Annotated in this window: 12 protein-coding genes and 1 tRNA gene; 12 read left to right on the top strand and 1 reads right to left on the bottom strand. The window is 32.5% G+C overall.

The window, feature by feature from the left end; translation table 11 throughout:
* From DMB71_RS04885 to DMB71_RS04860, 6 genes are all read left to right on the top strand, one after another.
* Positions 1 to 1515, top strand: a complete 1515-nt coding sequence (locus tag DMB71_RS04885; protein WP_239452926.1) for a SusD/RagB family nutrient-binding outer membrane lipoprotein — start codon at positions 1 to 3, stop codon at positions 1513 to 1515.
* A gap of 248 nt (positions 1516 to 1763) precedes the next feature.
* Complete coding sequence (locus DMB71_RS04880; RefSeq protein ID WP_111364143.1) at positions 1764 to 3749, top strand: putative porin; 1986 nt, start codon at positions 1764 to 1766, stop codon at positions 3747 to 3749.
* A gap of 48 nt (positions 3750 to 3797) precedes the next feature.
* Positions 3798 to 5159, top strand: a complete 1362-nt coding sequence (locus DMB71_RS04875) for a pyridoxal-phosphate dependent enzyme (RefSeq protein WP_111364141.1) — start codon at positions 3798 to 3800, stop codon at positions 5157 to 5159.
* Between the two features lie 79 nt (positions 5160 to 5238).
* Positions 5239 to 5721: a 3'-5' exonuclease gene (locus tag DMB71_RS04870; protein WP_111364268.1), complete on the top strand. Its 483-nt coding sequence runs from the start codon at positions 5239 to 5241 to the stop codon at positions 5719 to 5721.
* Between the two features lie 74 nt (positions 5722 to 5795).
* The gene (locus DMB71_RS04865; RefSeq protein ID WP_111364139.1) at positions 5796 to 7067 is read left to right on the top strand and encodes a DUF2851 family protein; all 1272 of its coding nucleotides are present in this window, start codon (positions 5796 to 5798) and stop codon (positions 7065 to 7067) included.
* A gap of 78 nt (positions 7068 to 7145) precedes the next feature.
* Positions 7146 to 7373 carry a PspC family transcriptional regulator gene (locus tag DMB71_RS04860; protein WP_008466940.1) on the top strand — a complete coding sequence of 76 codons (228 nt, stop codon included), beginning with the start codon at positions 7146 to 7148 and terminating at the stop codon, positions 7371 to 7373.
* 52 nt (positions 7374 to 7425) lie between these two features.
* On the opposite strand, the gene DMB71_RS04855 is transcribed toward DMB71_RS04860, so the two are convergent.
* Positions 7426 to 8898 (bottom strand): APC family permease, encoded by a 1473-nt coding sequence (locus tag DMB71_RS04855; RefSeq protein ID WP_111364138.1) that lies wholly within the window; start codon positions 8896 to 8898, stop codon positions 7426 to 7428.
* Positions 8899 to 9225: 327 nt separating this feature from the next.
* Here DMB71_RS04855 and DMB71_RS04850 point away from each other — a divergent pair, with 327 nt between their 5' ends.
* The 6 genes from DMB71_RS04850 to DMB71_RS04825 all read left to right on the top strand — a co-directional run bounded on the left by DMB71_RS04850 (position 9226) and on the right by DMB71_RS04825 (position 13026).
* Positions 9226 to 10050, top strand: a complete 825-nt coding sequence (locus DMB71_RS04850; protein ID WP_317048394.1) for a ComEA family DNA-binding protein — start codon at positions 9226 to 9228, stop codon at positions 10048 to 10050.
* Positions 10051 to 10063: 13 nt separating this feature from the next.
* Complete coding sequence (locus tag DMB71_RS04845) at positions 10064 to 11203, top strand: acyl-CoA dehydrogenase family protein (protein WP_111364135.1); 1140 nt, start codon at positions 10064 to 10066, stop codon at positions 11201 to 11203.
* A 145-nt stretch (positions 11204 to 11348) separates the two neighbouring features.
* Positions 11349 to 11543, top strand: coding sequence for a 30S ribosomal protein S21 (gene rpsU, locus DMB71_RS04840; RefSeq protein WP_026730435.1), 195 nt, complete (start codon positions 11349 to 11351; stop codon positions 11541 to 11543).
* Between the two features lie 90 nt (positions 11544 to 11633).
* Complete coding sequence (locus DMB71_RS04835) at positions 11634 to 12527, top strand: tyrosine-type recombinase/integrase (protein ID WP_111364133.1); 894 nt, start codon at positions 11634 to 11636, stop codon at positions 12525 to 12527.
* A 32-nt stretch (positions 12528 to 12559) separates the two neighbouring features.
* Positions 12560 to 12862 carry a ribosome hibernation-promoting factor, HPF/YfiA family gene (gene hpf / locus DMB71_RS04830; protein ID WP_008466930.1) on the top strand — a complete coding sequence of 101 codons (303 nt, stop codon included), beginning with the start codon at positions 12560 to 12562 and terminating at the stop codon, positions 12860 to 12862.
* A 90-nt stretch (positions 12863 to 12952) separates the two neighbouring features.
* A tRNA-Thr gene (locus DMB71_RS04825) sits at positions 12953 to 13026 on the top strand.
* Positions 13027 to 13062 lie beyond the last annotated feature (36 nt).

The following is a 13062-nucleotide window of genomic DNA, read 5'->3' as shown; positions in this document are numbered from 1 at the left end:
ATGAAAAAAGTACTTTTATTAATGTCTGTGGTTGGTATGATGGTTTCGTGCAGCCAAGACATTACAGATATGAATGTTGATCCTAAAAAACCAACAATTACCAAAGCAGAATATTTGTTTACCAATGCTGAGAAAAAATTAGTCGATCAAATGGTTAGTACTAGTGTGAATAATAATGTTTTTAGATTATTTGCGCAACAATGGACAGAAACTACTTATCCTGATGAAAGCCAGTATAACATTACAAACAGAAAAATTCCTGATACGCACTTTTTGGTTTTGTACAGAGATGTTCTAGCCGATTTTCATGATTCAAGAGTTATGATTTCAGCAACAGTTACTACAACTCCTGCAGACGAAGCCGTTAAGCAAAATAAATTAGCTCTTATAGATATTTTAGAGGCTTACGCTTACAGTGTATTAGTAGATACTTTTGGAAATATTCCTTATTCGCAAGCAATTGACATTCAAAAATATCCTTTGCCAGCTTATGATGATGCAAAAACGATCTATCAGGATCTTATTAAAAGATTAAATGCAGATGTTGCTGTTTTAAAAGCGAATAGTACAGTAGCTAATTTTGGTGCGGCAGATATTATTTATCAAGGTAATGCTGCAAGTACTGCAAAATGGGCAAAATTTGCTAATTCATTAATCATTAGAATGGCTGTTAACATGTCTGATATTGATCCGACTTATGCAGCGTCACAAGTTCAAGCTGCTCTTGCTTCTGGTGCTTTGGCGAATAATAATGATAATACAAAATTGACTTATTTAACTACATCAGGAAATCAAAATCCATTGTATGCTGATTTAGTAACAAGCCAGAGATTTGATTTTATTCCTGCTGAGCCTTTTGTTTCTGCTATGGATGCTATTGTTCCTGGAGGTGACCCAAGGATGCCTAAATATTTTACTAATTTGACTGCTCCAGCTCCTGTTATTCCTGTAGGAAGAACGTTTGTAGGTGGAACGTATGGTGCAGGAAACGTTTATACTTCTTATTCACAAATATCTTCGACATTAAACAATCCAGCTTTTCCTGGAACTATCTTTGATTTCGCTGAGTTGAATTTCTTATTAGCAGAAGCTGCTGAGAAAAATTTAATTCCAGGTGGTTCTGCTCAAGCAAAAGTATACTATGATGCTGGTATTAGAGCTTCTATGGCAGACTGGGGAGTAACTAATACTGCTGCTATTGATGCTTATATTGCAAGCCCAAAAGTAGATTATAATAATCCGTTAAGTGGAGCAACGTACAAAGAGAAAATTGGTACTCAAGCATGGTTTGCTCTTTATAACAGAGGATATGAAGCATGGACTTCTTACAGAAGATTAGATTTCCCAGTTTTAAAAGCGCCTCAAGCAGCTATAAACAAGCTTATTTTTACTGTACCAGTGAGATATACTTATCCAGCTGCAGAAGCAAATATCAATACAGCAAATTATACCAAAGCTTCTTCTGATATTGGTGGAGATTTATTAAATACTAAATTGTTCTGGGATAAATTCTAATCTTTAGAATGTTCTATATCAATTAAGTTGATGATTAAAATTGATTTATACCCAGTTTGGGAATAAGAATAATAAATATTTTGATTTTTTTTTGGGAGCCCCGTATACTTTTGTGTACGGGGTTTTCGTTTTCAAAAGACCGAAACGATTCTCGTTTCATATTACATATTATGTTTTTTCGTTTATACGTTTTTATCTTACCTTTGCTTCGCAAATTTTGTCAAAATAAATTTATATAAAGCCATCAAATGAGAATATTCATTTTTCTATATCTATTAGTTGTTCCCACATTATTGTTTTCGCAAGAAAAGAAAACTGCTTCTAAAAATAATTTAGATATGAATACGGAATATTCAAGCATAACGGATACCGTAAAAAAGAAAAAACAAAAAATAGCGACGATAGATCAGTATAAAATTTTGACATTAGAACACGATACTATTTATGCAGATACTTCGCTGACTATTAAAAGCGCTTACAGACAGAATCACCTTAGAAAAGATCTTTTCGGACTTCAGGAGTTATCAAATATTGGTCAACCATTAAATACCCTTCAGTATAGTTTGACTAGTTTTTCTCCTTATCCAGAAATTGGTTTTAGCGGGAAGCATTCTCTTTACATGCAAGCAGATCAAATTAGATATTATTCTGTTGCAACACCTTTTACAGAATTGTTTTTTAATACAACGATAAAAAAAGGACAGAATGTAGATTCTTTTATCACATTAAACGTTTCTAAAAATCTTAATTTCTCGATTGCATATAAAGGTCTAAGATCTGAGGGAGATTATAATAATCAATTGGTTAGTGCTGGAAATTTAAGAATTACAACGAGTTATGCGACAACCAACAAAAGATATGCAATAAACGCACATTTTACGAATCAGGATATAATGAATGAAGAAAATGGTGGTATTACAAACGACACTGATTTTGAAAGTGATAATAAAGATTATAAAAACCGACAAAGATTACAAGTTTATTTGACTGATGCTGAATCCTTTTTAAAAGGAAGAAGATTATTTTTTGATCATGCTTTTAGAGTAAACCCAACTGATGGAAGTAATAATTTGTATATAACACATCAGTTTAATTACGAATATAAAGATTATGAATATAAACAGCCAACTGTAATCTCGACCATAACTGCTAATGACGGAACAACTACACGTATACAGCGATTTGGAGATTCCTATGTAGCAAACACGATTAATGATCAGACAAAATACGAAAGGCTTTATAATAAAGTAGGAGCTGCTTACGAAAATTCGCTTTTAGGTAAATTTTTATTTTTTGTAGACGATTATAGATCCAATTATAAATACAACAGAATTATTATTAATGCTGATGGAAGTGCGGTTCCAGATAATTTGTTCTTGCAGTTTAATAATTTTGGTGCTCAATATGAATATCAGAAAAACAAATGGAATGGTCGATTTTTATATTCAAGATCAATAACCAACGAATCCCTGTCAGATTTAGATGCTAAGTTGCGATACGATATGAATGAAAAAATTAAATTTGATTTCAGATATCGTAACATTAACAAACTGCCAAACAACAATTATAATTTGTACCAAAGTAGTTGGATTTCATACAATTGGTCAAATGATTTTAAAAACGAAAAAATTAATTCGTTAAGTGCAGAGATTACAACTCCTTGGTTGACAGGGCAAGTTCAGTATACAGTTTTAAAAGATCATTTGTACTTTACTGATATGGCTACAGACGCAGAAAAAGCGGCAAGCGAGCAGATTGTTAAGCCTATGCAGTACGGAAATGCGATTAATTATTTAGAAATAAAAGCAAGCCGAGAGTTTAAATTTGGGCCTTTTGCGCTAGATAATACACTTTTATATCAGAAAGTAGATCAGTCAGATTTAATTTTAAATGTGCCTGATTTTGTAACTAGAAATACATTCTATTATTCAAATCATTTCTTCAAAAAAGCATTGTTTATGCAAACAGGGCTCGTGTTTAATTATATGACGAAATATTATGGAGATGATTATAACCCTGTTATTGCAGAATTTTTTGTGCAGCAGGATAAAAAAATCGGTGGCTTTGCGACATTCGATTTCTTTGTAAATGCTAGAATACGCCAGACTCGTTTTTATTTAAAAGCAGAACATTTTAATGCTTTATTTTCACAAAGCAACTATTATGCAGCGCCTCATAATCCGTATCGTGATTTTGTGCTGCGTTTTGGTCTGGTTTGGAATTTCTTCAAATAAAAACTGGCTTATTTTTTATTTAGAACCACTAATAAAACTTAAATAAAAATGGACTTTTCAAATAACATTTTAGAAACAATTGGTAACACACCATTAGTAAAACTCAACAAAATTGTTGCTGAAATTGATGCGTTAGTATTGGCAAAAGTCGAAACCTTTAATCCTGGTAATTCTGTAAAAGACAGAATGGCTGTAAAAATGATTGAAGATGCTGAGGCAGATGGCCGACTAAAACCTGGAGGAACTATTATTGAAGGAACTTCAGGAAACACAGGTATGGGACTTGCACTTGTTGCAATCGTAAAAGGATACAAATTGATTTGTGTGATCTCAGACAAACAATCTAAAGAAAAAATGGATATTCTTCGTGCTGTTGGTGCAAAAGTTGTTGTTTGCCCCACAGATGTTGAGCCTACAGACCCACGTTCTTATTATTCAGTTTCAAAGCGTTTAGCAGAAGAAACACCAAATTCTTGGTATGTAAATCAGTACGATAACATGTCAAATTCATTGGCGCACTACGAACAAACTGGACCTGAGATCTGGAAACAGACAGACGGAAAAATCACGCATTTTGTTGTAGGAGTAGGAACAGGAGGAACTATCTCTGGAGTTGGAAAATACCTAAAAGAACAAAATCCAAATATCAAAATTTGGGGGATTGATACTTATGGTTCTGTTTTCAAAAAATACCACGAAACAGGAATCTTTGACGAAAACGAAATTTACTCTTATATAACTGAAGGTATTGGAGAAGACATTCTTCCTAAAAATGTTGATTTCTCTCTAATTGATGGTTTTACAAAAGTAACAGATAAAGATGCTGCTGTTTATACGAGAAAGATTGCTCTTGAAGAAGGGATTTTTGTTGGAAATTCGGCAGGAGCTTGTATAAAAGGCTTATTGCAGTTGAAAGAGCACTTTAAGCCAGATGATGTTGTTGTGGTATTATTTCACGATTCAGGAAGCCGATATGTAGGTAAAATGTTCAATGATGACTGGATGCGTGAGCGTGGATTCTTAGAAGAAAATGTAACAAAAGCTGAAGATGTTATCAAAGATCATATTGATAAAGAATTGATCGTAGTGCGTACCGAAGAGTTGGTTTCGCACGCTATTGAACGTATGCGTAAATATAAAATTTCACAAATTCCAGTTGTTGATATTAATGGTTTTGTTGGTTCTGTTGACGAAACAGATTTGTTTAGAAGTTATGTAGCTGATAAAAATGTGGCCGAAAAACCAATTAAGGAAGTAATGGGCAAACCTTTCCCAATTGTAAAATTAGGAACGCCAATTGAAGAAGTTTCAAAACTATTCAGCAAAGAAAATGACGCTGTTTTGGTTGATTTAGGAAATGGACACCACCATATTATTACAAAATATGATATTATTGGCTCAATAAAATAAGCCTTTACAAATAATAACAATCCATAAGCCTAATTGTTTTTCGATAAGGTTTATGGATTTGTCTTTTAAAAATAGAATAATGAATTTTACTGCTATTGATTTTGAAACTGCAACAGGATATCATCCGTGTTCGGTGGGAATTGTTACGGTTGAAAATGGAATTATCGTTGACGAATATGTTTCTTTAATTAAACCGCCAAATAACGAGTACAATCCGTTTACGATTCGTGTTCACGGAATTTATCCGAAAGATACAGTCAATGCAAAATCGTTCTTCCAGATATATCCTGAGATTGAAAAGAGGCTTAAGAATAGAGTTGTGGTAGCCCATAATGAAAGTTTTGACCGTAATGTTTTAATGAAAACTATGCTACTTCATGGTTTAAATTATGATGATTTGAATATTGCCACAAAATGGGAGTGTACAGTTAAAATTTATAAAGCAAAAGGCGTAAAACCAACAAAATTGAGTGACTGCTGCCGCGAAATGAACATTCAGCTCAATCACCACGAGGCGTTATCTGATGCAAGAGCTTGTGCAAAATTATACATGCTTAGTTAAATATTTTTAATTTGTAAGAATAATATTAAAAATTAATTACTTTTAGATTTTGTAATTACACTATAAAATCTAAAATGAAAGAAGATTTTCTGCATTATCTATGGAAATTCAAGAAATTCGATTCCTTGAATTTAAAATCTGCTCAAGGCGAATTAATTACGATTCTTAAAGCAGGTGATTATTTAGAGCTTTCAGGTCCTGATTTTTTTAATGCTCATATAGAAATCGAAAACCAAAAATGGGCTGGAAATGTAGAGATCCATTTAAAATCTTCAGATTGGTATTTGCACAATCATGAGAATGACCCAGCCTACAAAAACGTTATACTACATGTCGTTTGGGAAAACGATACGGCTATTTTTAGAGAAAACAATACTGAAATTCCTGTTTTGGTACTTAAAGATTATGTCTCAAAAGAAATAATCGAAAACTATAATGCATTAGTTTCTCCTAAAACATGGATTGCGTGCGAAAGACAATTAAAAGAAATTGACAAATTTGTATTTAAGAACTGGCAAGAAAGGCTATTTTTTGAGCGTTTAGAACGAAAATCCGGATTTATTTATCAATTATTGGAAGAAACCAATCAAGATTGGGAAGCGGTCTTATTTTGCCTCCTAGCGAAGAATTTCGGCTTAAATACAAATGGAAATTCCTTTTTACAGATATCAAAAGCAATTCCATTTTCAGTAATAAGAAAAGAAAGTTTTGAAGTTGAAAACCTTGAAGCATTGCTTTTTGGAACTTCAGGATTATTGGAAGCAGAGAAAGAAGATGTTTATTATAAAGATTTAAAGTTTCGATATTTCTATTTATTGCATAAATATCAGATAGAAAGGATTTATGTAGATCCTCTTCAATTTTTTAAACTCCGTCCAGATAATTTTCCTACCATCAGGTTTTCTCAATTAGCATCTCTATATAGCAAACATCAAAATCTGTTTTCAAAAATAATTGATTTAAAATCTGTTAACGAAGTATATCGTTTATTGAATGTTTCTGCAAGTTTGTATTGGCAAAATCATTACCAATTTGACAAAGAAAGTCCGAAGAAATCTAAAATGCTTTCTAAGTCATTCATAAATTTAGTGATTGTCAATACTATCATTCCTCTTCAATTTGCTTATTCTAATGTAAGAGGCGAATCAATTGCTGAAGATTTGATTGATTTTTTAAATGAAGTTGCTTCAGAGAAAAATGCCATCATTGATAAGTTTAATTCATTTGGAATAAAGTCCCATTCAGCATTTGAAAGTCAAGCATTGCTCGAACTTAAAAATGAATATTGTGAACGTAAAGCATGCTTAAAATGTGCTATCGGATTAGAGTTGCTTAAAAATAATTAGGCAATTAGAAAATATAGCGATGAGATAATTGTATTTTTGCAATCTAAAGTCTAAAATCTTAAATCTAAAATATTAAAGATGTCAGCAATTTTAAAACTTAAATTCTTTTTTGAAAAATATGGTTTTCATGTTTCTTCAAGACTAGCGGATAAACTCGGAATGCGCGTAACAAGTGTGAGACTGTTTTTTATCTACATCTCTTTTGTTACCGCCGGTTTAGGATTTGGAGTTTATTTAACTCTTGCTTTCTGGATTAGGCTAAAAGATTTAATTCGATCAAAAAGAACATCAGTATTTGATTTATAAAAAAAGCTCCAAATTTAAATTTGGAGCTTTTTTTATTGACTGGAATTGAAAATTATTCAACATCCGCAGCTGTATTATTAAGTCTAGATCTTTTCTTACTATATCCAAAGTATACAATGATACCAAGAATAAGCCAGCCAAAAGATAATAACTGTGCATCTTTACTTAAATTGAAAATTAAATAAGAATTGATTGCAATTCCTAATACTGCAATAACTGGTAAAGCAGGGACTTTAAATGTTCGGGTTAATCCAGGTTGTTTCACTCTTAAAATCCAAACAGCAATACAAACCATTGTAAAGGCAAACAAAGTGCCAAAACTTGTCATGTCTGCCAGTTTGTTGATTGGAGTAAAAGCAGCAACAGTTGCAATAATAACTCCAAGAATCATTAAGTTTGTTTTTGGAGTTCCAGAAATTGGGTTTACTTTAGAGAAAACAGATGGAATTAATCCATCTTTAGACATTCCAAGGAAAATTCTAGATTGTCCCATAATCATAACCATTAATACAGAAATTAAACCAATTGTAGCAGCTACGGTAATAATGAAACCTGCCCATCCTTGTCCGGCAATATCAAATGCATAAGCAACAGGAGCTTTGATAGCTTCAGGATATTTTCCTAGCGGGTTAAAATCTTGGTAATTCATCATTCCTGTTAACACTAAAGAAACAAGAATGTATAAAGTGGTACAGATTAATAAAGAAGCAATGATCGCGAATGGGACATCTTTTTTTGGATTGATAGCTTCCCCAGCTTGTGTAGAAACGGCATCAAAACCAACATAAGCAAAGAAAATTGCTGCAGCTCCGGAAATAATACCTCCAATTCCGTAAGCATTGTGAGTAGTTTCTTTTTCAATAATCTGAGTTGCTTCAGGAATAAATGGACTCCAGTTTGCAGTATTGATGAAGAAAAGCCCAGCAACAATTACAAAGATTACGGCAGAAACTTTAAGGATTACAATAGCATTATTTGCTTTTGCGGCACTTTTTGTTCCTTTAATAAGCAATGAAATAACTAAAATAACGATCAAGAAAGCAGGAAGATTCATAGAGAAACCTTCTCCAGTATAACTTGCAGGATCTGTTGTAAGCCAATCTGGAAGTTTTATATGAAATAATTTTAGCAATTTATTAAAGTATCCCGACCAGGAAACTGCAACAGTCATTGATCCCATAGCATATTCGAGAATTAGTCCCCATCCAATAATCCAGGCAAAAACTTCTCCAATCGTACCGTAAGCATAGGCGTAAGCAGATCCCTCAACAGGTAAAATAGAAGCAAATTCAGAATAGCAAAGAGCCGCAAAAACACAAGCAATACCTGCGATGATAAACGAAATTGCTAATGCTGGACCTGCATGATAATAAGCCCCAGTACCTGTAAGTACAAAAATTCCCCCACCGATAATGGCACCAACACCAATGGCAGTAAGACTCCATTTTCCTAGGACTCTCTTTAAATCACTCTTTTTCATATCGGCCTCAAAGGCTGATATAGGTTTAACTCTCCAAATTGACATATTATTTTATTGGTTTATTTGTTATTAAGTGCCAAATGTATTGTTTTTTGCAAAAAATAAAAACAATTATCATCTTTTAAGTTATAAAATCTTTGATTTTTTTACAGTACTCGTAAGAAACATTCTTCAAGTATTGATATTCATTAAATTAATTAGGCTTTTATGGAAGATTCGATAATTTTTTAAAAACTGTTTTTGCTGCTAATTTTCTTAATAAATTTGAAAGATTTTTCTTAATTTGTTTTTTCAAGAGTATTTTCAATCATGAATTTTAAATCTTTAAATAAGTATTTCTATTTCACAAGACAGCAACGAATAGGTATTTTCATGCTTTTTAGCATAATGATAGGACTGCAGTTATTTTATTTTTTATCTGATTTTAATGTTGCAGAAACCAAAAGCCAGGAAAAAGAAGAGTGGCTTGCACTTCAGTCAGAAATTGATCAAGAGAAATTGATAGATAAAAACGCAAAACCAATTAATTATCCTTTCAACCCTAATTTTATTTCTGATTATAAAGGATACAAACTTGGAATGTCGGTTAAAGAGATTGATCGTCTAATGGCATTTCGAAAAGAAAACAAATATGTAAACTCAGCAGAAGAATTTCAAAAAGTTACTGGAGTTTCCGATTCTTTATTAAATGTAATTTCTCCTTTATTTAAATTTCCAGATTGGAAACAGAATAAAAATAATTATAGCACTGAGAAAAAAGATTTCAGTATAAAAACTTTCCCCAAAAAAGAAAAGCTCGAAATATTGGATATTAATCAGGCAACCAAAGAAGATTTAATGAAAATCTACGGAATAGGAGAAGGGCTTTCAACTAGAATACTAAATCAGAAAGAAACTCTGGGCTCTTTTGTATCAATGGAGCAAATGAAAGATATTTGGGGACTTTCGCCAGAAGTTATAAATGAACTGGATAGTCATTTTAAAGCTGTAATTCCTTCAACTTTAAAGAAAATAAATGTAAATGAAGCGTCATTAAAGGAGCTGGCTCAGTTTTCTTACTTTAAATATGGACTTGCAAAACAAATTGTAACGTATAGAAGTATGAACGGAAATTTTAATAATATTGAGGATTTAGCAAAAATTAAAGATTTTCCTGTTGAAAAAGCAAAAATAATTAGTTTATATTTGGAGTTCTAAAAGAAACTAACTCATGAACTTTGATTACAACGAAACACAATTAATGATTGCGCAGTCAATAAAAGACTTTGCAGAAAAAAATATTAGACCTTATATAATGGAATGGGACGAATCTCAAATTTTCCCAATTCAATTATTTAAGCAACTTGGCGAAATGGGCTTCATGGGAGTTTTAGTTCCAGAAGAATATGGAGGTTCAGGTTTAGGTTATCATGAGTATATTACAGTAATTGAAGAAATTTCAAAAGTAGACCCTTCAATTGGGCTGTCAGTTGCGGCACATAATTCTTTATGTACTAATCATATCTTAACTTTCGGAAACGAGGAACAAAAGAAAAAATGGCTTCCTAAATTGGCGACAGCTGAATTTATAGGTGCTTGGGGATTAACAGAACATAATACAGGTTCTGATGCTGGCGGAATGAATACAACTGCGGTGAAAGATGGTGACCATTGGGTTGTAAATGGTGCAAAAAACTTTATTACGCATGGTATATCTGGAGATGTTGCTGTTGTGATTGTTCGTACGGGTGAAAAAGGAGATTCTAAAGGAATGACGGCATTTGTGTTTGAAAAAGGTATGAAAGGTTTTTCATCTGGCAAAAAAGAGAATAAATTAGGAATGAGAGCAAGCGAAACAGCCGAATTGGTTTTTGATAGCTGTCGTGTTCCTGATGCAAATAGATTAGGAGAAGTAGGTGAGGGTTTTGTTCAGGCTATGAAAATTCTTGATGGAGGAAGAATCTCTATTGGAGCTCTATCTTTGGGTATTGCAAAAGGTGCGTATGAAGCAGCATTGAAATATTCAAAAGAGAGACACCAATTTGGTCAGCCTATTAGTAATTTTCAAGGAATCTCTTTTAAGTTGGCAGATATGGCAACAGAAATTGAAGCTTCAGAATTGCTTTTGCATAAAGCAGCCTATTTAAAACAGCAGCATAAACCTGTAACAACATCAGGCGCAATGGCAAAAATGTATGCCTCTGAGGCATGTGTGAAAATTGCAAATGATGCAGTTCAAATTCATGGCGGTTATGGTTATACGAAAGATTTTCCAGTAGAAAAGTTCTATAGAGATTCTAAATTATGTACTATAGGAGAAGGAACAACTGAAATTCAAAAGCTTGTTATTTCTAGAAATTTATTAAAATAACAGATTAGAAAGCCCTAATTATGGTAGCTTATAATAGGTTTTGTTTCTGTTTTTGAGCTAGAAGAAAAATAATTCATAATTTATAACTCATAATTCATAATTAATATATACATTTGCAGCCTTAACGAGAGGAGGTGTCTATATTATGTTAATTATACCAATTAAAGACGGAGAAAATATCGATAGAGCATTAAAGCGCTATAAAAGAAAATTTGATAAAACAGGAACTGTTCGTCAATTAAGAGCACGTACTGCTTTTATTAAGCCTTCTGTTATCAAAAGAGCTCAAATCCAAAAAGCGGCTTACATTCAAGGCTTGAAAGATAGTTTAGAAAGTTAATATCAGCTTTTAGAAAATAATTACCGTTAGTGGTCAAAATGTTTTAATTTTGATGCTAACGGTTTTTTTTATGCCTAATTTTTAGATTTTATGAAAACGAATAAAGAAGCTTTTTTGGATTATCTTTTGTTGGAAAAAAAATATTCTTCGCATACTGTTGGCGCTTATCTAAATGATATAACTGCTTTTGAGTTTTTTGTGAAGGAGTATTTTGAGCAAGAAAGTGTTGATTTGGTGAATTATAGCCAGGTGAGAAGCTGGATTGTTTTTCTAGTTGATCAGGATATTTCAAATGTTTCGATTAATAGAAAGATGGCTTCTTTGAAAGCTTATTACAAGTTTCTTTTAAAATCAAAGCAGATTGAGGTTAATCCGATGCTGAAGCATAAATCTTTGAAAACTCCAAAAGTGGTTCAGGTTCCTTTTTCGGAAAAAGAATTAAAGGATTTGCTGGATGTGATGGAGGCTCCAGTTGGTTTTGAAGAAGTCCGAGATAGGCTTATTGTGGAAATGTTTTATGTTACAGGAATGCGTCGGGCAGAATTAATTCATTTAATGATTAAAAATGTGGATTGTTCAGGTGGTGTGATTAAGGTTTTAGGAAAAAGGAATAAAGAACGTATTATTCCTATTTTGCCAATTATTGCTGATCAAATTGAATCGTATATAAAAGAAAGGGATGGTTTGGAGAGTTTGTTTGATTCGGACTATTTTTTTGTTTCGAAAAAAGGGTTAAAATTGAGCGAATCTTTTGTTTATCGTTTAATAAATTCATACTTTAGTAGGGTCTCAGAAAAGGTAAAAAAAAGTCCGCATGTGCTTCGTCATACTTTTGCAACACATCTTTTAAATAATGGGGCAGATTTGAATTCAGTTAAAGAATTGTTAGGGCATTCTAGTTTGGCATCTACACAAGTTTATACTCATAATAGTCTTGCGGAGCTTAAAAAAGTATATAAAGGTGCGCATCCAAGAAGCAAATAGCGATTCTAAATGTTAATCCTAAAATTTTTATTATGAAGGTAGATGTTCATGCAGTTAATTTTACTGTCGACAGAAAATTGGTCGATTTTATCCAAGAAAGAATGGGTAAGCTAGAGAAATACTACGATCGTGTGGTTTCATCAGATGTTTTTTTAAAAGTAGAAAGAACAAGTGATAAAGAGAATAAGGTGGTGGAGATAAAGATTAATGTTCCTGGTGATGATTTTTTGGTAAAAAAACAGTGTAAAACATTTGAAGAAGCGGTTGAGCTTTCTGCAGAGTCGTTAGAACGTTTGCTTGTAAAAAGGAAGGAAAAAATAAGAGCGCACATTTAATTGAAATTTTTTTCAAAAAATGTTTTGATTAAAAGATAAAATAGCTACATTTGCAGTCCGTTAGAAATAGCGGACTTTTTTAATGTATTCGCCGATGTAGCTCAGCTGGCTAGAGCAGCTGATTTGTAATCAGCAGGTCGTGGGTTCGAGTCCCTCTATCGGCTCAATAAATTTCAAATGCGATTTGAAATTGGTTCTTT

The organism is Flavobacterium tistrianum (assembly GCF_003254545.1).
In the GTDB taxonomy this organism is placed as follows: Bacteria; Bacteroidota; Bacteroidia; order Flavobacteriales; family Flavobacteriaceae; genus Flavobacterium; species Flavobacterium tistrianum.
The sequence above is the reverse complement of the archived record's forward strand: the minus strand, read 5'-3'. Positions and strand labels throughout refer to the sequence as shown.

Coding starts and splice junctions, on each gene's coding strand:
- DMB71_RS04885 (WP_239452926.1), top strand. CDS start 1: ATGAAAAAAGTACTTTTATTAATGTCTGTGGTTGGTATGATGGTTTCG.
- DMB71_RS04880 (WP_111364143.1), top strand. CDS start 1,764: ATGAGAATATTCATTTTTCTATATCTATTAGTTGTTCCCACATTATTG.
- DMB71_RS04875 (WP_111364141.1), top strand. CDS start 3,798: ATGGACTTTTCAAATAACATTTTAGAAACAATTGGTAACACACCATTA.
- DMB71_RS04870 (WP_111364268.1), top strand. CDS start 5,239: ATGAATTTTACTGCTATTGATTTTGAAACTGCAACAGGATATCATCCG.
- DMB71_RS04865 (WP_111364139.1), top strand. CDS start 5,796: ATGAAAGAAGATTTTCTGCATTATCTATGGAAATTCAAGAAATTCGAT.
- DMB71_RS04860 (WP_008466940.1), top strand. CDS start 7,146: ATGTCAGCAATTTTAAAACTTAAATTCTTTTTTGAAAAATATGGTTTT.
- DMB71_RS04855 (WP_111364138.1), bottom strand. CDS start 8,898: ATGTCAATTTGGAGAGTTAAACCTATATCAGCCTTTGAGGCCGATATG.
- DMB71_RS04850 (WP_317048394.1), top strand. CDS start 9,226: ATGCTTTTTAGCATAATGATAGGACTGCAGTTATTTTATTTTTTATCT.
- DMB71_RS04845 (WP_111364135.1), top strand. CDS start 10,064: ATGAACTTTGATTACAACGAAACACAATTAATGATTGCGCAGTCAATA.
- rpsU (WP_026730435.1), top strand. CDS start 11,349: ATGTTAATTATACCAATTAAAGACGGAGAAAATATCGATAGAGCATTA.
- DMB71_RS04835 (WP_111364133.1), top strand. CDS start 11,634: ATGAAAACGAATAAAGAAGCTTTTTTGGATTATCTTTTGTTGGAAAAA.
- hpf (WP_008466930.1), top strand. CDS start 12,560: ATGAAGGTAGATGTTCATGCAGTTAATTTTACTGTCGACAGAAAATTG.